Here is a 19,230-nt window from a genome sequence, read left to right as displayed (position 1 = left end):
GAGCCTGGCGACCGCGCAGGGTGAGGCCGCGGGAACGCACCCCAAGAAAACGCTCCGCTGCGCTCCACGTTTCCCCGGGGGCCCCGCGCAACGGTCCGGACCACCGCGGACATCGCGGCAGCTCACATCTCGTTCGAGTTGAACTTTCCAGAAGAGCTCACCCTGACCGCGAAAGTCTCTAGGTGATGCCTTCGCCCAGGCCGCCGCTGACGCGGAGCTTGGCGCCGGTCGTGTACGTGGCGTCGAAGGCGAGGAACAGCACCGCCGACACCACCTCGGCGACCGAGCCGTGGCGGCGCATGGGCGTCACCTCGTCGCCGATTTTGCGGAACGCCTCCCGTTCCTCCTGCGTCGCCGACGCCACGCCCATCGTCGGCGTGTCGATGAAGCCGGGGCTGACCACGTTGACCCGGATGCCGCGCGGCATCAGCTCGGCCGCGAAGCCAGAGGCGAACGAGCGCAGCGCCGCCTTCGATCCTGAGTAGACGGTCATGCCCGGCTCGCCGCCCTCGTCCGCCACCGAGGAGGTTAAGACGATGGACCCGCCGTCGCGCAGCAACGGCGCGAGCCGTTGCACCGTGAAGAACGCGCCCTTGGCGTTGACGGCGAACATCCGGTCGTACGACGCCTCGCTCACCGCCTCGAACGGCTCCAGCGTCGCCACCCCCGCGTTGACGAAGAGGAAGTCGATCCGGCCGAGCGCCCGCGCCACCGTCTCGCGGAGCGCGTCGATGTCGGCCAGGCTGGCGGCGTCGCTGCGCACCAGGTGGGCACCGCCGAGCGAGCGGCGGGCCGCGTCAAGCCTCGCCTCGTCGCGCCCGGTGACCACCAGCTGAGCGCCGCCGGCGGCCAGCGCCTCCGCGACACCCAGGCCCATGCCGTGGGTACCGCCGGTCACGACCGCCCGCACCCCTTCGAACCGTGTCATCGGGCACCCACCCTGAGGCCCTCGACAAGCGTGGAGATGTCGTCGCCGCCGCTGCCCTCGGAGACGCGGCGGTCGGCGAGCGCGCGCAGTGGCGCGAGGAGCGCGGGGTCGACGCCGCGGTCCACCGTGGCCGTGGTGATGTTCGCGAGGCTCACCGCCTGCATGGCGAGGTTCGCGCTCTGCGCCGTGTACTTCCCCGCGTCGATCTGGTCGGCCAGCTCGGGCAGCACCCCGGTCATCGCGGTGAGCCACGGCACCAGCAGCTCGTCGGTGAACCCGCGCGCCGGACCGTCCACCATGGCCACCGCGTGGAGGAAGCCGCCGAAGAGCCCGTACATGCCGGCGAGCAGCGCCAGGTCGTGCAGCGCGGCCGCGCCCGGGTCGGTGCCGAGGAAGCGGCTTCCGCCCAGCCGCTCCAGCAGCTCGCGCTCGGCCTCGTAGGCACCCTTCGATCCACTGTAGAGGATCAGCGCGCCGGGCTGGCCGATCATCGGCGGGATCGCCATGATGCCGCCGTCGAGGTAGTCGGCGCCGAGCCCGCGCACCCAGTCGCCGGCCTCGGCGGCCTGTGCGGGGGTGCCGTTGGTGAGGTTGACGACCGTGCGGCCGGCCAACTCGCCACCGGCTGGGGCGAGCACCTCGCGGACCGTGGGGTAGTCCAGCAGGCAGACCACGACGACGCGGCTCGCCCGCACCGCGTCGGCGGCGGTGGCCGCGCGGGTGGCGCCCCGGCGGACGAGGTCGTCGGCGCGGTGCGGGGTGCGGTTCCAGACGGTGGTCGGATGGCCGGCGTCGAGGAAGGCCGCCGCGAGCGCGCGCCCCATGTCGCCGAGCCCGACCACGGTTACGGGAGTGAGGTTTTTGGTCACCCACCCAGGCTTCGTCGTGGCGGTAGAATCCGCAAGTACTGACAAATTTGTGGGGTACTTACCTGGAGGTAAGTGTGGCGAAGGAGCGCGGGCCGTACAGCTGCGGTCTCGATGCGGCCGTCGACCTGGTCGGCGGCAAGTGGAAGGCGCTGATCCTGTGGGAGCTGCACGCGGGCGTGCACCGCTTCGCCGAGCTGCGCCGGTCGCTGCCGGGCGTGAGCGAAAAGGTGCTCATCCAGCAGCTGCGCGAGATGGAGTCGGACGGCCTCGTCCACCGCGAGATCTACCGCGAGGTCCCGCCCCGCGTGGAGTACTCGCTGACCGACTTCGGCGAGTCGCTCAACAAGGCCCTTCTGCCGCTGGGCGACTGGGGCGACCGCCACATGGCCCGCATCACCGCCACCCGCCGCCCCGCGACCGCGTCCTAGCGCAGCAGTGAGCGGGCGGTCGGGGTCAGGCGGAGGGTCTGCACGGGCCCGGTGAGCCACTTCTCCAGCGCCGGCACGCCCGGTGAGACGTCGCCGCGGGTAAACCAGACCCAGACGTGCTCGCCGGTCCGCACGGGCAGGTCGGGGAAGGTGTTCTCGGCGTACTCGGTTTCGAAGCGGGCGATGACCGGCGCCAGCGGTGCCACCTCGGCCGCGAAGAAGTCGCGGAAGTCCTGGGTCACGGGCGACGGCAGGTGCGCGATCGACGCGGTGAGGACCGCCGGTGTCCCTTGTGGACGGCGCTCGGCGGGCAGCTCCCACACCGGGCCGGCGGGCTTGAGCAGCAGCACGTCGTCCGAGTCGACCATCGTGGCGTTGGCGGCGTCGCGGTGGGCCTGCCACGCCGGGCCGCCGTAGAAGGCGGTCAGCGCGGCGGTGCGCCGCCCCATGTCGGGGAAGCTGCGCACCCACACGAAGTGGTCCGGGCGGTCCTCGTCGAGGAACTGGCCGTCGACCCGTATTCCGGCGGCCTCCTGGCTCTCCACGAACTCGCGGTCGAACAGCTCGATCAGCGTCTCCCGCTCGCCGGGCCAGAGGGTGTACTGGCGCAACTCGTAGATCATGACTGTCCAATCTGGAAAGCCGGGCCGTGGCCCGGCACCAGGATGCCGGCCACGCCCAGGACGCGCCGCCGGCCGGCGTGCAGGGCGGTGAGGTCCGTGGCGTGGCGGTCGCCGGCCGAGTCGGCGGTGTTCCACAGATGGGTGAAGGCGACCACGCCGTCCGCGGTGCCGACCAGGGTCGTGATGTCCTCCGGCGTGTGGCCGGGCGTGCGGATCAGCTTGACGGCCGGCGTGAGCTCGTACCCCTCGGCGTCCCGCCACTCCCACCGGTCCCCGGCGTAGATCGCCCAGTGGTCGTGGAAGCGGGCGGCCGGAAACAGCGCCGCGTTGAGCGTGTGGTCGGGGTGGTGGTGGCTGAACACGACGTCCGTCACGTCCTCGGGCGCCACGCCGAGGTCGCGGAGCGGGTCGAGGATGAGCCGGCGGTCCCGCACCATGCCCGGGTCGGTCACGACGAGCGTGTCGCCGTCCCGGACGAAGCCGACGGTGGCGGCCACTTCGCGCTCGCCGTACCCGGTGTGCAGCACCGTCCAGCTCGCCGTGGCGGCTCGCGGGCGGTCGCTGATCATGGGTCAAGCCTGCCCCGGTCGAGCCCTCGGGACAGTGGCAGGACTGACGACGATCGCGGGATTTCTGCCAAACATCGGATGGATTGACAAATCGTTTTGCGCGGCGCAACATCGCCGGTACCCGCATGCACGCATCGAAATGGATTCGAGTTACTCGGATGAAGAGCGGCCGTACATCGTCCAGTGTGGAGAAGGCGTTCGAGCTGATCGGCGCCGTCTCCGAAGCGGGGCGTGCCGGCGTCACCCTGGGCGAGCTGGCCGGGCGTGCCGGCATCGCCGTGAGCACCACCCACCGGTACGCGACCACGCTGCTCGAGCTCGGCGTGCTCGAGCGGGACGCGGCCGGCAACTTCCACCTCGGCATCACGCTGATCTCGCTCGCCGGCCAGCACCTGCACGAAGACGGGTTGCGCGCGGCGGCGCGGCCCTACCTGGCCGAGCTCGTCGAGATCAGCGGCGAGACGGTGCACCTCGGCATCCCGGTCGGTGGCCAGATCGTCTACGTGGACAAGGTGGAGAGCGCCAAGTCGGTGCGGCTCGTCTCGCGGATCGGCAGCCGCGCGTCGATGCACAGCACCTCGATGGGAAAAGCGGTCCTCGCGGTGCTCGACGAGCGGCGCCGGACCGAGATCCTCGCGGGCCCGCAGGAGCGGCACACGCCGTACACGCTGACCGGTGCGGCGCTCCTCGCCGAGCTGGCCCGCGTGCGCGAGCAGGGCTTCGCGATCGACGACGAGGAGAACGAGCTGGGGGTGCGCTGCGTCGGCCTGCCGATCCTGAGCGCCCTCGGGCAGCCGGTGGGCGCGTTCAGCGTCTCGGCGCCGGCACACCGCTTCAGCATCGACGACTGTCACCGCCTGGTGCCTCGGGCGGTGGCCATCGCGGCCGAGATCGGCCGACGCATCGGGTACCCGGCCCGTCGCTGACGAGCCACCACCGCCCCATCACGCCGAGGAGTTCACCATGCCTGCCGAGCAGACCATCACCGTGCGCAATCCCGGCACCGGGGAGGTGCTGGGTGAGATCGAGGCCTTCGACGCCGCGCGGGTCGCCGCCGCCGTCCAGGCCGCGGGACGCGGGCAGCGCGAGATGGGCGCGCTGCCCGCTCACGAACGGTCCGCGCTGCTCACCCGCATCGCCGCGGCCATCGAGGGGGAGCGGGACAACCTCGCGCGGCTGCTCGCCGCCGAAAACGGCAAGCCCATCCTCCAGACCCTCGGCGAGGTGGACGCGGCCATCCGGATCTTCCGGGGGTACGCGGGGGAAGCCACCCGGGTCTTCGGACGGCAGGTGCCGCTCGACGCGGTGCCCGGGCTGGAGCGCCATCTCGCCGTGACCGTGCGGGAGCCGCTGGGTGTGGTGGCCGCGCTCGTCCCGTTCAACTACCCGGTCGAGCTGTACGCGCACAAGGCCGCCGCCGCACTCGCCGCCGGCAACGCGGTGCTCGTGCAGCCGCCGGCCCGCTGCCCGCTCGCGCTGGTGCGGATCGCCGCGATCGTCGCCGAGGCCGGCGCGCCCGCGGGTGCGCACCAGCTGGTGCCCGGTGGCGTCGAGGTCTCCCAGCTCCTCGCCGAGCTGCCCGGCATCGCCGCGGTCAGCCTCACCGGCAGCACCGCCGCCGGCCGGGAGATCGCCCGCCGGGGTGCGGACACGCTCAAGAAGGTGCTGCTGGAGCTGGGCGGCAACGACGCGCTCATCGTCTGCGACGACGCGGACGTCGACGCCGCCGCGCGGGCCGTGGTGCTCGGGCGGCTGGCGCGCGGCAACGGCCAGATCTGCTGCGCCGTCAAGCGCGTGTACGCGCAGGACGGCGTGCACGACGCGTTCGTGGCGTCCCTTGTGGACCAGGCCGCGAAGCTGAGCGTCGGCGACCAGCTGCTGGAGTCCACCGACGTCGGCCCGCTCATCGCCACCGAGGCCGCCGAGCGGGTGGCGGTGGCGGTCGGCCGCCTTGTCGACGACGGGGCGCGGCTGGTGGCCGGCGGCGGGCGGCGGGACGCGTTCGTCGACCCGGTGGTGCTGGTGGACGTGCCCGCGCGCAGCCCCGCGTTCGCCGAGGAGATCTTCGGGCCGGTCGCGCCGGTGGCCCGCTTCACCGACCCCGCCGAGGCGGTGCGGATGGCCAACGAGTCGCCGTACGGGCTGCAGGCGGCCGTCTTCACCCGGGACATCTCACGCGCGTTCACGCTGGCCCGGCAGCTCGACGTGGGCGGCGTGATCGTCAACGGCTCGACCGCCCTCCGCGCGGAAAACCTGCCCTTCGGCGGCACCAAGGACACCGGCGGGTACCGCGAGGGTCTGCACGACACCCTCCTCGACCTGACCCGGCAGAAGACCATCGTCGTGATGGACGCGTTCGCATGAGCCTGTCGCTTCGGGGCGTCCGCAAGAGCTTCGGCGAGGTCGAGGTGCTGCACGGCGTCGACCTCGACGGGCGGCCGGGCGAGGTGCTCGCCGTCGTGGGCGCCAACGGGGCGGGCAAGTCCACGCTCATCAGAATCCTCGCCGGGGCCGAGTCGATGGACGCCGGCGAGCTGCGGCTCGACGGCTCCACAGTGGAGCTGCGCTCGCCGCACGACGCGCACGCGCACGGCATCCGCACCGTGTACCAGGAGCTGAGCCTGGTGCCCGAGCTGTCCGTCACGGAAAACCTGCTGATGGGGGACTTCCCGCGCCGCGCCGGCCTGATCGACTGGGCGGCGGCACACGCGCGGGCGGGCGCGCTGCTGGCGCGGATCGGCTTCGGGGCGATCGACCCGCGCACGCCCGCCGGCCGCCTCACCGTCGCGCGCCAGCAGATGGTCGAGATCGCGAAGGCCCTGGTCAGCGAGCCTAAGGTGCTGATCCTCGACGAGCCGTCCGCCATGCTCGCGGGCAGCGACCTGGACGGCCTCTACGCCCTGGTACACGACCTGGCCGCGCGCGGCACGCTCGTCATCTACGTCTCGCACCGGCTCGCCGAGGTGCTTGAGCTGGCCACGTCGGTGGTGGTCGTCAAGGACGGGCGGGTGGTGGCCACCACCGTGCCGGCGCGGACGAGCGAGGACGAGCTGATCCGGCTGATGGCCGGCCGCCGGCTCGAGCAGATCTACCCGGACCGCCGGCCCGCACCGGGCGCCGCCCGGCTGGAAGTGAGCGGGCTGAGCAGGCCGGGTGAGTTCCGCGGGGTGTCGCTCACCCTGCGGGCGGGGGAGATCGTGGGCCTCTTCGGGCTGGTCGGCTCGGGGCGCAGCGAACTGGCCCAGTGCCTGTTCGGCGCGACCCAGCCGGCCGCCGGGGAGGTGCGGCTGGAGGGCCGCCCGGTGCGCTTGCGCGATCCGAGGAGAGCAGTCGCCGCCGGGATGGCGCTGGTCACCGAGGATCGCAAGCGCACCGGCCTCGTCCCCGGCATGTCGGTGCGCGACAACATCGCGCTCGCCACCATGCACACCACGACACGCGCGGGGCTCATCGACGCAGGCCGGCGGCGGCGCGCGGTCACCGGCATGATCGAGCGGCTGGCCATCCAGCCGCCGCACTGCGCGGCCATGCCGGTCGCCACGCTCAGCGGCGGCAACCAGCAGAAGGCCGTGCTCGCCAAGTGGCTGCTGCGCGAGCCGAGGGTGCTGATCCTCGACGAGCCCACCCGCGGCGTCGACATGGCCACCCGCGTCGACCTGTACCGCATCGTCGACGGCCTGGCCCGCGCCGGCCTCGCGGTGCTGCTCATCTCCTCCGACCTCACCGAGGTGCTCGGCGCCACCGACCGCGTGCTGGTCATGAACCAGGGCCGGATCACCGGCGAGCTCGACCCGGACCGCACCACGGAGGACGAGGTCCTCGCGTACTCGATCGGACAGGCCGCATGACAGACCAGCTCACCCCGACAGCGCAGTCGCGGTCCGTGGAGGGCGAGCCGCGGCGCGCGTACCGGATGCCCCGCCTGAGGATCCGCGGCCGTGACGTCACCGCGGAGGCCGGTTTCGCGGCGCTGGTGGGGGTCCTGCTCGTGGTCGCGGCCCTGACCTCCGACACGTTCTTCACCCAGACGAACCTCACCAACCTGCTCAAGCAGATGGTGACGACCGGGCTGCTGGCGTTCGGCATGCTGGTGGTGATACTGACCGGCGGGATCGACCTGTCGGTCGGCTCGGTGGTCGCGTTCGCCGGCATCGTCACGGCCGGCCTCGTGTCGGGCCTGCCGATCCCGGCCGCGATGGCGGTCGGCGTCGCCAGCGGAATCCTCTTCGGACTGATCAACGGCACGCTGGTGGCCCGCTTCGGGCTGGCACCGTTCGTGGTGACGCTGGCGGCGCTCACCACGATCCGGGGCCTCGCGTTCGTCTACTCCGAGGTGCCGATCGCGCCCGAGGACCCGGCGTTCTTCCGCCTCGGCTCGGCGCTGCTCGGCCCCATCCCGGTCAGCACGCTCATCATGCTGGCCGTGTTTCTGGCCGGCGGGGTGTTCCTCGGGCGCACCCCGGCCGGCCGCTCGATCATCGCCATCGGCGGCAACGCCGAGACGGTGCGGCTGGCGGGGATCAACGTTCGGCGGTACGTGATCCTCGCCTACACCATCAGCGGCGCCTGCGCCGGGCTCGCCGGCGTCATCCTCGCCAGCCGGGTGGGCATCGCCCAGCCGAGCGTGGGGGTGGCGTTCGAGCTCGACGCGATCGCCGCGTGCGTGATCGGCGGGGCGAGCCTCGCCGGTGGACGCGGGTCCGCGAAGGCGACCCTCGGCGGCGTCCTGGTCCTGGTGGTGATCAACAACCTGCTCAACCTCTACGGCGTGCAGAGCTTCTGGCAGCAGGTTCTCAAGGGATTGATCATCATCGCCGTGATTCTCGTCCAGCGCACGTCACGAACCCCCGGGAGAAACCTGACATGACACCACGCAAATGGCTCGGCGCGGTGCTCGTTAGCAGCGCGCTGGTGCTCGGCGCCTGCACGTCCGATTCGGAAGGCGGAGGCGACGACGGCCGCTACACCATCGGCGTCGCGAACTACATGCTCAGCGGCCCGTACTTCAGCGGCATGGACAAGGCGATCGCCGCGCAGGCCGCCAAGAAGGGCAACGTCGACATCATCAGCACCGACGCGAACGGTGACGCGGCCAAGCTCGCCTCCAATGTGGAGGACCTGCTCAGCAAGAACGTCGACGCGGTCATCATCTCCGGCGGCCCCCTGGAGTCCGCGCCGGCCGTGCTCAACTCCATCAAGGCGGCGGGCAAGCCGGCCGTGCTCGTGGACCGCAAGTTCGCGACCGGCGAGTACACGAGCTGGATCGGCCCGGACAACGAGGCGATCGGGCGGCAGGACGGCGAGTTTCTGGCCGAGAAGCTGGCAGGTGGCGGCAAGGTCGGCATCATCAAGGGCGGCCCGGCGGACAACAGCATCGGCCTCGCGCGCACCAACGGCGTCAAGGGCGTGCTGCAGGGCAAGGCCGGCATCACGCTTGTCGAGGCGCCCGACTTCGGCAACTGGGGCTCCGACGGCGGGCTGACCGTGATGGAGAGCCTGCTCGCCACCAACCCCGACCTGGCCGCCGTCTTCTGCGAGAACGACGCGATGTGCCTCGGCGCCCAGCGGGCGATCGCCGACGCGGGCAAGGCGAAGCAGATCATCATCGCCGGCGTGGACGGCCAGAACGAGGCGCTCAAGGCCATCATGGACGGCACCAACTTCGTCGTCACCGGCCTCAACGACGCCGACCAGATCGGCAGCATGGGCCTGGACCGGGCGGTGGAGATCCTCGACGGCAAGCAGGTGGAGAAGGACACCGTCGTACCGTCGCCGCGCGTCACCAAGGAGAACGCGTCACAGTACTTCGACCCGAACGGTGCCTTCTGATGCGCGCCCGGCTGGCTGTCTTCCTGCTGCTCGCCACGTGCCTCTTCGCGCCGACACCGGCCTCGGCCGACGACCCCGTCCGTCCAGGGTGGACGCTGCTGTACAGCGAGAACTTCGCCAACGCGCTGCCGACCGGCTCCTCGTGGGTGCGCGAGACGTACGCGAACCCGTTCGACACCGTCATGGACGACAACGGGCAGTGGTACCGCAACGACTACGGGCCGGCGTGGCAGACCGCGTTCGACTCGTTCCACACGTACCGCAAGGAGTTTCAGATCGGCCAGAACGGGTGGCTGACCGCCTCGCTGTCCGCGCGCGACTGGAACAAGGACGGCGTCATCGAGTCGCCGCCCTCGCTGACCCGGGAGGCGCTGGGCAGCGAGTTCGTGGCCCGCATGAACGTGCCCGACCACACCGGCGGCGTCATCCTGCGCCCCACCCAGAAGCTGCCCGACTACTACCGCGTCGAGTACAAGCTCAAGACGCTCGACTTCGGCGGCAAGCGCAACGGCACGATCGAGTACAACGGGCGGACCAACGGCTACTCCAACACCGGCTGCAAGACCCAGCACCCGTGGGGTGAGGGCTCGGACAGTCCAGGGTGGAGCGGCGACGCCTCCGTGCCGTACTGCGAGTGGCAGGACGTGCGGCGCGGGACGTACGGGTACAACGGCTTCCACTTCCTATCCATCGTGGACTTCGCCAACCCGGCGCCGCGCAACAACCACTTCTGGCACTACCGCCGCAAGGTGCTGATGGACTCCTTCTCCCAGCACCCCGACCGCGTGGGCAGCGGCACCGGCGGCCGCGTGTGCGACTCCAACGCGAACACGTACTACAACTACCGCGACAGCAACTTCAACACGCTCAACATGTGGATCAGCGGCATGCCCAACTGGAACCCGGGCCGCGGCAGCCTCGCCGGCAACTCCCAGTGGTTCATGACCAACTGTTCGGGCGGCGTCGCCGAGCAGCAGCTCTCCTCGGCGGCCGAGCTGCAGCCCGAGCTGATGCCGAACACGTTCTACACGTTCGCCATCGAGCGGGACGCCACCGGATACGTGCTGGAGGCGAGCGGCAACTTCGCCCGCGTGGGGCAGAAGACCATCCGCTTCCACCGCCCGTTCGTGGTGAACAACGCGCCGATCTGGCACTACAACGTGAAGGCGAGCGAGTACGACGGCCGCTTCAACGGCAACCTTGTGCAGAACGACTACAACGGCAGCACCACGTGGCCCAACCAGTGGCCGGCGGGCTCCGCGTACCCCGACTGGTTCGTGATCGGTGACCTCTACACGAACGTGTACGAGGGCAGCGCGAGCCTCACCGACGTGCGGCTGTACGTCCCGTCGCCGTCCGGCGGCACCAACCTGGCGCTGAACCGGCCGGCCACCGCTGACAGCCAGTGCGCGACGGCCGAGGCGCCGGCCAAGGCGGTCAACGGCAGCTGGAGCGGCGGCACCGCCGACAAGTGGTGCTCGCTGGGCGCGACGAAGTGGCTGCGGGTCGACCTGCAGTCCGCGCAGACGGTGGGGCGGTTCGTGGTGCGGCACTCGGGCGCGGGCGGTGAGAAGGCGGCCTGGAACACCCGCGACTTCGACATCCAGGTCAGCCAGGACGGCAACACCTGGTCGACGGTGGCGACCGTGCGCGGCAACACCGCCAACGTCACGACGCACACGATCACGCCGGTGAGCGCGCGACATATCCGGGTCAACGTGATCACGCCGACCAACGACAGCGACCGGGCGGCGCGCATCTTCGAGCTGGAGGCGTACGCGAGCTGACCCTCCCGAGACCCCACTCCGGCCGCGCCACGGGGGCGGCCGGAGTGGACCGCCTTTGGCACGATGTCGGCGTGCGCGCCCCCGGGTTGGTACCGCTGCTCGTGGCCGCCCTGCTCGGTGGCTGCGCGGCCGCACCGGGCCCGCGGTCGGCCGAGGTCGACGCCGGCGCGCCCCGCCCCGTCGGCATCCAGGACCCGGCCCCACCGGCCAGCGCGGCCGCCGACGCCACGATCGGCTGCGACCGGCGGGCCAGCCTCCGGCCGCGCGGTGCGCTGCCGCCGCCCGGTCGCATGCCGGCGGGCTCGACGATGGCGCGGATCGTGCGCGACGGCCGGCTCGTCGTCGGCATCGACCAGGACGCCTACCGGTTCAGCTACCGCGACCCGATCACCGGCAACCTCGTCGGCTTCGAGATCGACATCGCCCGGCGAGTCGCCGCCGCCCTCTTCGGCGACCCGGACGCGATCCACTTCCGCGCGATCACCACCGCCGACCGGGTCCCCGTCCTCCAGCGCGGCGAGGTCGACATGGTCATCCGCACCATGACCATGAACTGCGAGCGCTGGCGCCAGGTCTCCTTCTCCACCGAGTACCTCTCGTCCGGCCAGCGCCTGCTCGTGCGCGAGGGCTCGGGCATCCGCGGCCTGGCCGACCTGGGCGGCCGCAAGGTCTGCGCGACAAGCGGCAGCAGCAGCATCCCCAACCTCCAGCGCGCGCCGTCCCGCCCCATCGCCGTGTCGTCGCAGCTGCTTGTCGACTGCCTCGTCCTGCTCCAGCAGCATCAGGTGGACGCCATCTCCAGCATCGACACGCTGCTGGCCACGCTGGCGGTACAGGACCCGAACACGCGGATCGTCGGCGACCGGATCACCGACGACCCGGCCGGCATCGCGATGCCCCAGGGCGCAGACGACCTGGTCCGCTTCGTCAACGCGGTCCTCGACCGCATGCGCGCCGACGGCACGTGGACGGCCAGCTACCGCCGCTGGTTCGGCACCGCCGAGACCGCCCCGACACCGCGCTACCGCGACTGACCGCCGCTTTTCGTCGCGGGCGTCGGGGGGCTTTCACCAGATTTTGAGCTACCGCGATGTCCGCGGTGGTCCGGACCGTTGCTCCCGCGGCCTCACCCTCCGCGGTCGCGGGAGCCTCTCAAGCTGGGCGCACTAATGCGCCCAGCTCTACCGCTCGTCGGGTGGGTGCTCGTGGGCGTGCGATGCACCAGGTGCAAGCGGGATGACTGGCTACTTTGACAGTGATCAAGGAACGCGTCTTCGGCGCGGACCGCCGCGACCACCTCACCACCCAGCAGGCCCGGTCCAATCGGTTCTCATCCCATGATCGAGTTGATCCGTGACGATCGTGGACTCTTTTGGCCCTTCCAGGGGCAACTCGACTTTCGGAGTTGGATTGCTTCCCCGTGCGACAGCTTCCGGTGTCTTCCCACCTCACGGTGTCCGCGCCGCAGTGGCCGGCTTTACGGGGTAAGGCGAGTCCGCCCGCAGTTCGGCGCCGTCGTCGCGGTCTGTGACTGTCGATCAGGTGCGGGCGGTGTGAGCTTCGAGATCTTGGTGAGTTAGCGCGCTATTTCGACGCTAACTTGCCAAGATCTGCCGGAACTGGCTCCTGGCCTGAGCCGGGCGACTGCGGAAGGTGAGGCGGCAAACCGCGAGCATGGCGATAGCTCACATCTAAGACCGAGTCCTAGATGGATAGTGGTGTGACCTGCGGCATGATCTTCCTTCCACGGTGGAGGAGATGGTCCGTACCTGGGCGCCGGATGCTTCTGGCAAGTCGCGCAGCCGTTGATCCCGGTCAAGGCGCCGCGTCGGCAGGGTGGCGGCGGGCTGTTCGTGGTGGAAGCTGCCTGCGCGGGTGTTCGGGATCTCCCGTTCGACGGCGCACCGCCGGTTCACTGAGTGGACGGCCGCTGGGCTGTGGGAACAGTTGTATCAGCAGTTTCTGCATAGGTTGGGCTTGGTCAGCGAGATTGACTGGTCCAGGGCGATCGTGGACTCGATCGCGGTCCGGGCGCAAAAGAGGGATCTGAATGGGCCAAACCCGGTCGACCGTGGCAAATCCGGCAGCAAGATCCACGTACTGTGTGACCGCCGCGCTGTGCCGCTGGCCTGCCTGATCTCCGCCGCGACACCCACGACTCCCAGCTCCTGATCCGGCTGCTGGTCGCTACGACCGCAAAGCCGATCACTTCCCAGCCTTCGCGAACCTCGCCTGCGCCCTGCTGGGCGACCGCGGAGCGTGAGGCGGCAACCGCGGGCACAGCGGCAACAGGCACAGCGGCAGCTCACAAACGCCACGGTCGACTCGCCGATGCCCGAGGTTGACGTCGATCGAGGAGTCGGCACCTGCTGGCTGAACGCGACGCGCGGGCGCTGAGCGCGCTGGGCAAAACGTCCGGCTCGAGTGCAATCGCGGGTGGGCTGTAGGTATACCTATGTGGTCCGGGGCACGTGCGTAAGGCATTGCGGGGCGTACGTAAGGTCCCGGGCCGCTCAAGATAGGTAAGCGCTCCCGATGTGGCCGCTGCCTCGTCCGCCGAAGATTGATCTATCAGCGGAAAGCAGTGAACACAAGGGAGACAGAGCGATGATGATGCACCCGGACCTCGTCCTGGCCCAGGCCCACGACCGCCAGCGTGAGCTGATCGCCGAGGCAGACCGCGAGCGCCTGCTCGCCACCGCCCGCCGGGCGCGCCGCGCCCGCCGCGCGCGTCAGGAAGCGCCGGTGCGTGGGCAGCCCGTGGCGGCGCACGCCCGGTAGCGATCGGGGGTAAACGGGAGCCGCGCCTTGCCAGGCGCGGCTCCCGTCGTTGTGTGCGGGCACCGCGCCCGACGAGATCAGCGCCGCTGGGAGCGGAACTTTTCGCCGTACGAGCGAAAGTATGGGTCGTGGCACTGGAAAGTATGGACACATCTAGGTTTACGAATTAATGTGACGACCACGACACAGCTGTTTCGCCGAGGTAACCGACGGCGCGGTTAGCCTCACGGCGCGAGCGACCGTGCTCGCGTCGGCCCACCGCCCCCACCGGCATCCGGCGCGACGGCGCGCGCCCTTGCCTGGCAAACGTCAGGAGAGGGAACCCACCACCATGTCCATCCTGGACTTCCGGCGCCGCCCCGCGCCGTCGATCCCGCGCGCCCGGAGGCACCGCCGCGCGCGCACGGCCACCAGACTCAAGGCGGCCGGCTCCGCCGCTCTTCTCGTCGCCGCCGGCGCGGCGATCTCCGTCGCGACCACCGCGGCCCCGGCGCAGGCGCACCCGATCAACGCGGCGGACTTCCAGCGCGTGACGCTGGCCAGCGGCGTCGGTGAGGTCGGCGAGCCCATGACGCTCGCCGTGCTCCCGGACCGCTCGGTCATCCACACCGCCCGCAACGGCACCGTCCGGCGCACCGACGCGGCCGGCAACACCAGCGTGATCGGCACCATCCCCGTGTACACGCACGACGAGGAAGGGCTGCAGGGCGTCGGCGTCGACCCCGGCTTCGCCACCAACCGGTTCATCTATCTGTACTACGCGCCGCCGCTGTCCACCCCGGCCGGCGACGCGCCCGCGAGCGGTACCGCCGCGACGTGGGCGACGTGGCAGGGGGTCAACCGGCTGTCGCGGTTCACGCTGAACAGCAACAACACGATCAACATGGCGAGCCAGGTGAACATCCTGGACGTCGCCGCCGACCGCGGCATGTGCTGCCACGTGGGCGGCGACATCGACTTCGACGCGGCGGGCAACCTCTACCTGTCCACGGGGGACGACAGCAACCCGTTCGACTCGGCCGGCTACGCGCCGCTTGACGAGCGGACCGAGCGCAACCCGGTCTTCGACGCGCAGCGGTCCGCGGGCAACACCAACGACCTGCGCGGCAAGCTCCTGCGGATCAAGGTGAACGCCAACGGCTCGTACTCGATCCCGGCCGGAAACCTCTTCGCGCCCGGCACGCCCAACACGCGTCCCGAGATCTACGCGATGGGCTTCCGCAACCCGTTCCGGATCGGCGTGGACAAGGCGACCGGCGTGGTCTACGTCGGCGACTACGGTCCGGACGCCGGCACGACGAGCGCCACGCGCGGGCCGAGCGGCCAGGTCGAGTTCAACCGGGTCACCTCGGCGGGCAACTACGGCTGGCCCTACTGCACCGGCACGAACACGTCCACCGAGACGTACAACGAGTGGAACTTCGCGACAAACGCGACGGGGCCCAAGTTCAACTGCACCGGCGGCCCGACCAACAACTCGTTCCGCAACACCGGGCAGGGCACGCTCCCGGCCGCCCGCGCGGCCTGGATCCGGTACGCGGGTGACGCCGGCACGCCCCCCGAGTTCGGCGGTGGCTCCGAGTCGCCGATGGCCGGACCTGTCTACCGGTACGACGCGGCCAACCCGTCCACGACCAAGTTCCCCTCCGGGTTCGACGGGCAGTTCTTCGCCACCGAGTTCGGGCGGCGCTGGATCAAGCCGATCCACGTGAGCTCCACCGGCGCGATACAGGGGATCGAGACGTTCCCGTGGACCGGTACCCAGATCATGGACTCCGCGTTCGGCCCGGACGGCGCCCTCTACGTCCTCGACTACGGCACCGGCTGGTTCGGCGGCGACGCCAACTCGGCGCTGTACCGCTACGACTACGTGGGTACCGGCGGCAACCGCGCGCCGATCGCGAACGCCACCGCCAACCCCACCTCGGGCGCGGCGCCGCTGACCGTGCAGTTCTCGTCGGCGGGCTCGTCCGACCCGGACGGCAGCGCGATCACGTACTCGTGGGCCTTCGGCGACGGCACGACCTCGACGGCCGCGAACCCGAGCAAGACCTACAGCACGAACGGCACGTACACGGCGACGCTCACCGTCCGTGACCCGCAGGGCGCCACCGGCTCGGACAGCGTGACAATCTCCGTGGGCAACACCGCGCCGCGGGTCACCATCTCCACGCCGGCGAACGGGCAGCTCTTCTCGTTCGGCGACACGGTGCCGTTCACGATCTCGGTGGCCGACACCGAGGACGGCACGATCAACTGCGCGCGGGTGCGCATGACCTACGTCCTCGGCCACGACAGCCATGGCCACCAGATCACCTCGCAGACCGGCTGCACCGGCTCGATCACGATCCCGGTCGACGGCGAGCACGACGACGCCGCCAACATCTTCGGGATCTTCGACGCCGAGTACACCGACAACGGCGGGATCACCACGCACACCCAGCACGTCCTCCAGCCGCGCAAGCGGCAGGCGGAGCACTTCAAGACGATGTCCGGCATCGGTACCCACGCCAAGGCCACGGCCGAGGGCGGGTACACGGTCGGCAGCATCGAAAACGGCGACTGGATCGCGTTCGACCCGTACCGGATCAGCAACGCCACCTCGTTCACCGCGCGGGTTTCCTCCGCCGGCGCCGGGGGCACGTTGCAGGTGCGGGCCGGCTCGCCGACGGGCACGGTGCTCGGCTCCGCCACGGTGACGTCGACGGGGAGTTGGGACACGTTCGCAAACGTCAGCGGCACGATCAGCAACCCGCCGGCCGGTACCACCACGCTGTACCTGACCTTCGCCGGCGGGGCGGGCGCGCTGTTCGACGTCGACTCGTTCACGTTCGTGACGGGCGGCAGCACCGGCGGCTCACGGATCACGGGCCTCGGCGGCAAGTGCCTGGACGTACGCGGCGGCGCCACCGCCGACGGTACCCAAATCCAGATCTTGACCTGCAACAACAGCGCGGCGCAGACGTGGACCCGCAGCGCGCAGACGCTGCGCGCGCTCGGCAAGTGCCTGGATGTCTCCGGCGCGGGTACGGCGGACGGCACGAAGATCCAGCTCTGGACCTGCAACGGCACCGGCGCGCAGAACTGGGTACCGCAGGCCAACGGCACGCTCGTCAACGCGAACTCCAGCAAGTGCCTGACCATCTCCGGCACCGGTTCGGCGGACAACACGGTCGTACACCTGTGGACCTGCAGCGGCGCGGCCAACCAGCAGTGGACCCTGCCTTCTTAGGAGTGGCGATGCGTAAGACGTTCATCGGGGCGGCGACCGCGCTCTTCGCGGTCATCGCCTGCACCACCCCGGCGACCCCGGGAGTGGCCAACCCGGCCGACCCCCGCTACGACGTGCTGGTCTTCTCCAAGACGGCCGGCTTCCGGCACGACTCGATCCCGCAGGGGATCCAGGCGATCCGGGACCTGGGCGCGGCCAACAACTTCAGCGTGACCGCGACCGAGGACGCGGCGGCGTTCACCACCGCCAACCTCGCGCAGTACGAGGCGGTCGTCTTCCTCTCCACGACCGGCGACGTGCTCAACGCCACCCAGCAGACGGCGTTCGAGCAGTACATCGCCACCAGCAAGGGCTACGTTGGCGTCCACGCGGCCGCCGACACCGAGTACGACTGGCCGTTCTACGGCAACCTCGTGGGCGGCTACTTCGCCTCCCACCCGGCGATCCAGCAGGCCAACATCCGGGTGGAGAGCCGGGGCTACGCGGCCACCGGCCACCTGCCGCAGACCTGGACCCGCACCGACGAGTGGTACAACTACCGCACCAACCCCCGCACCAGCGCGAAGGTGCTCGCCAACCTCGACGAGTCCTCGTACTCCGGTGGCGGCATGGGCGCCGACCACCCGATCACCTGGTGCAAGACGTTCGGCGGCGGCCGCTCCTTCTACACCGGCCTCGGCCACACGCAGGCTTCCTACGCGGAGGCCAACTTCCGGGCACATCTGCTCGGCGGCATCCGGTACGCGGCCGGCCGCTCGCAGGCCGACTGCCGCCCGGAGACCGGCTACACCACCCTCTACAATGGATCGACGGCCGGGTGGTCGCAGGCCGGGCCGGGCAGCTTCACCAACTCCGACGCCACGCTGACCTCCGTCGGGGGCATGGGCCTTTTCTGGTACAGCCAGCGGCAGTACACGTCGTACTCGCTGAAGCTGGACTGGCGGCTCGCCGGTGACGACAACTCCGGCATCTTCGTCGGCTTCCCGTCCTCCACCGACCCCAACTCGGCGGTCAACAACGGGTACGAGATCCAGATCGACCCGACCGACGCCGCCGACCGCACGACCGGCGCGATCTACGGCTTCCAGTCGGCAAACCTCGCCGCCCGCGACGCCGCGCTCAACCGGGCGGGGGAGTGGAACACGTACGAGATCCTCGTCGAGGGGCAGCGCCTTCGGGTGTACCTCAACGGGACGCTGGTCAACGACTTCACAAACACCACCGCGACCCGCAACCTGGACGGCTACATCGGCATCCAGAACCACGGCACCGGCGACGACGTGTCGTTCCGCAACATCCGGATCAAGGACCTCGGCACGCCTCCGGTCGGTGGTGACGTGACCGTGCAGGCCGAGTCGTTCAGCTCACAGAGCGGCGTGCAGGCGGTCGGCAAGACGGGCGCCAACAACGGACAGACGCTCGGGTACATCGAGCAGGGCGACTGGGCCGCGTACAACAACGTGAACGTCGGCGGCGCCACCTCGCTGCGGGCGCGCGTGGTGTCCGGCGGGCCGGGCGGCGCCCTTCAGGTGCGCACCGGCTCGACCACCGGGCCGATCCTCGGGTCGGTCGCGGTGCCGAACACTGGCGGGTGGAACACGTTCGCCACGGTGAGCACGTCGCTGTCGGGCGTGCCGACCGGCAACGCGAACGTGTACCTGACCTTCACCGGCGCGGGCGGCGGCCTCTTCGACGTCGACGACTTCACGTTCGTCAAGTCGGCCAACCCCAACCCCGGGACCGGAGCGGTGGTCGGCCTGGGCGGCAAGTGCCTCGACGTGCGGGGTGGCGGCACCGCCGACGGTACCCAGATGCAGATCCTGACCTGCAACGGCGGGACGGCGCAGGCGTTCACCCGGAACGGGCAGACGCTGCGGGCACTGGGCAAGTGCCTGGACGTCTCCGGCTCGGGCACCGCCGATGGCACGAAGATCCAGCTGTGGACGTGCAACGGTACCGGCGCGCAGAACTGGGCGCCGCAGGCCAACGGCACGCTCGTGAACGCGAGCTCGAGCAAGTGCCTCGACATCGCCGGCGGCAGCTCGGCCGACGGCACGGTCGTGCACCTGTGGACCTGCGGTACCGCCGCCAGCCAGCGGTGGACGATACCGAGCTGACCTTTCTCACCCCACCCCGGGACGGCCGCCGCAGTGTCGCGGCGGCCGTCCCGCCCCATTGATGCTC

At 70.6% G+C, this 19,230-nt stretch carries 15 protein-coding genes; 11 read left to right on the top strand and 4 right to left on the bottom strand.

Annotated elements, in window-relative coordinates; all coding sequences use genetic code 11:
- Nucleotides 1–178 precede the first annotated feature (178 nt).
- Together Phou_RS06240 and Phou_RS06235 are read right to left on the bottom strand one after the other, a co-directional pair.
- Complete coding sequence (locus Phou_RS06240) at nt 179–928, bottom strand: SDR family oxidoreductase (RefSeq protein WP_173054347.1); 750 nt, start codon at nt 926–928, stop codon at nt 179–181.
- A complete protein-coding gene (locus Phou_RS06235) occupies nt 925–1,797 on the bottom strand; it encodes an imine reductase family protein (RefSeq protein ID WP_246273300.1) in 873 nt (290 codons plus the stop codon). Before Phou_RS06235 ends, Phou_RS06240 begins: the two co-directional genes overlap by 4 nt.
- Nucleotides 1,798–1,871: 74 nt before the next feature.
- Between Phou_RS06235 and Phou_RS06230 the strand changes: the two genes are divergently transcribed.
- Nucleotides 1,872–2,225, top strand: a complete 354-nt coding sequence (locus Phou_RS06230) for a winged helix-turn-helix transcriptional regulator (RefSeq protein WP_173054345.1) — start codon at nt 1,872–1,874, stop codon at nt 2,223–2,225.
- Here Phou_RS06230 and Phou_RS06225 read toward each other — a convergent pair.
- A complete protein-coding gene (locus Phou_RS06225) occupies nt 2,222–2,848 on the bottom strand; it encodes an NIPSNAP family protein (protein WP_173054343.1) in 627 nt (208 codons plus the stop codon). The genes Phou_RS06230 and Phou_RS06225 overlap by 4 nt on opposite strands.
- Nucleotides 2,845–3,417 carry an MBL fold metallo-hydrolase gene (locus Phou_RS06220; protein WP_173054341.1) on the bottom strand — a complete coding sequence of 191 codons (573 nt, stop codon included), beginning with the start codon at nt 3,415–3,417 and terminating at the stop codon, nt 2,845–2,847. The genes Phou_RS06225 and Phou_RS06220 overlap by 4 nt, the downstream gene beginning before the upstream one ends.
- Before the next feature lie 158 nt (nt 3,418–3,575).
- Between Phou_RS06220 and Phou_RS06215 the strand changes: the two genes are divergently transcribed.
- The 10 genes from Phou_RS06215 to Phou_RS06170 all read left to right on the top strand — a co-directional run bounded on the left by Phou_RS06215 (nt 3,576) and on the right by Phou_RS06170 (nt 19,163).
- Nucleotides 3,576–4,343 (top strand): IclR family transcriptional regulator, encoded by a 768-nt coding sequence (locus Phou_RS06215; RefSeq protein WP_173054339.1) that lies wholly within the window; start codon nt 3,576–3,578, stop codon nt 4,341–4,343.
- Between the two features lie 37 nt (nt 4,344–4,380).
- A complete protein-coding gene (locus Phou_RS06210) occupies nt 4,381–5,781 on the top strand; it encodes an aldehyde dehydrogenase family protein (RefSeq protein WP_173054337.1) in 1,401 nt (466 codons plus the stop codon).
- Nucleotides 5,778–7,265 carry a sugar ABC transporter ATP-binding protein gene (locus Phou_RS06205; protein ID WP_173054335.1) on the top strand — a complete coding sequence of 496 codons (1,488 nt, stop codon included), beginning with the start codon at nt 5,778–5,780 and terminating at the stop codon, nt 7,263–7,265. Before Phou_RS06210 ends, Phou_RS06205 begins: the two co-directional genes overlap by 4 nt.
- The gene (locus Phou_RS06200) at nt 7,262–8,284 is read left to right on the top strand and encodes an ABC transporter permease (RefSeq protein WP_173054333.1); all 1,023 of its coding nucleotides are present in this window, start codon (nt 7,262–7,264) and stop codon (nt 8,282–8,284) included. Before Phou_RS06205 ends, Phou_RS06200 begins: the two co-directional genes overlap by 4 nt.
- The gene (locus Phou_RS06195; protein WP_173054331.1) at nt 8,281–9,246 is read left to right on the top strand and encodes a substrate-binding domain-containing protein; all 966 of its coding nucleotides are present in this window, start codon (nt 8,281–8,283) and stop codon (nt 9,244–9,246) included. The genes Phou_RS06200 and Phou_RS06195 overlap by 4 nt, the downstream gene beginning before the upstream one ends.
- Nucleotides 9,246–11,033, top strand: coding sequence for a discoidin domain-containing protein (locus Phou_RS06190; protein WP_218578803.1), 1,788 nt, complete (start codon nt 9,246–9,248; stop codon nt 11,031–11,033). Before Phou_RS06195 ends, Phou_RS06190 begins: the two co-directional genes overlap by 1 nt.
- Nucleotides 11,034–11,104: 71 nt before the next feature.
- Nucleotides 11,105–12,067 carry a glutamate ABC transporter substrate-binding protein gene (locus Phou_RS06185; protein WP_173054329.1) on the top strand — a complete coding sequence of 321 codons (963 nt, stop codon included), beginning with the start codon at nt 11,105–11,107 and terminating at the stop codon, nt 12,065–12,067.
- Nucleotides 12,068–13,640: 1,573 nt separating this feature from the next.
- Entirely contained in the window at nt 13,641–13,814 is a 174-nt protein-coding gene (locus Phou_RS06180) for a hypothetical protein (RefSeq protein WP_173054327.1), read from the top strand.
- Between the two features lie 331 nt (nt 13,815–14,145).
- Nucleotides 14,146–17,046, top strand: a complete 2,901-nt coding sequence (locus tag Phou_RS06175; protein WP_173054325.1) for a carbohydrate-binding protein — start codon at nt 14,146–14,148, stop codon at nt 17,044–17,046.
- A gap of 8 nt (nt 17,047–17,054) precedes the next feature.
- Nucleotides 17,055–19,163, top strand: a complete 2,109-nt coding sequence (locus tag Phou_RS06170; protein WP_173054323.1) for a ThuA domain-containing protein — start codon at nt 17,055–17,057, stop codon at nt 19,161–19,163.
- Nucleotides 19,164–19,230: the final 67 nt, after the last annotated feature.

It is taken from the genome of Phytohabitans houttuyneae (genome assembly GCF_011764425.1).
In the GTDB taxonomy this organism is placed as follows: Bacteria; Actinomycetota; Actinomycetes; order Mycobacteriales; family Micromonosporaceae; genus Phytohabitans; species Phytohabitans houttuyneae.
This window is presented reverse-complemented; position numbering and strand designations above follow the sequence as displayed.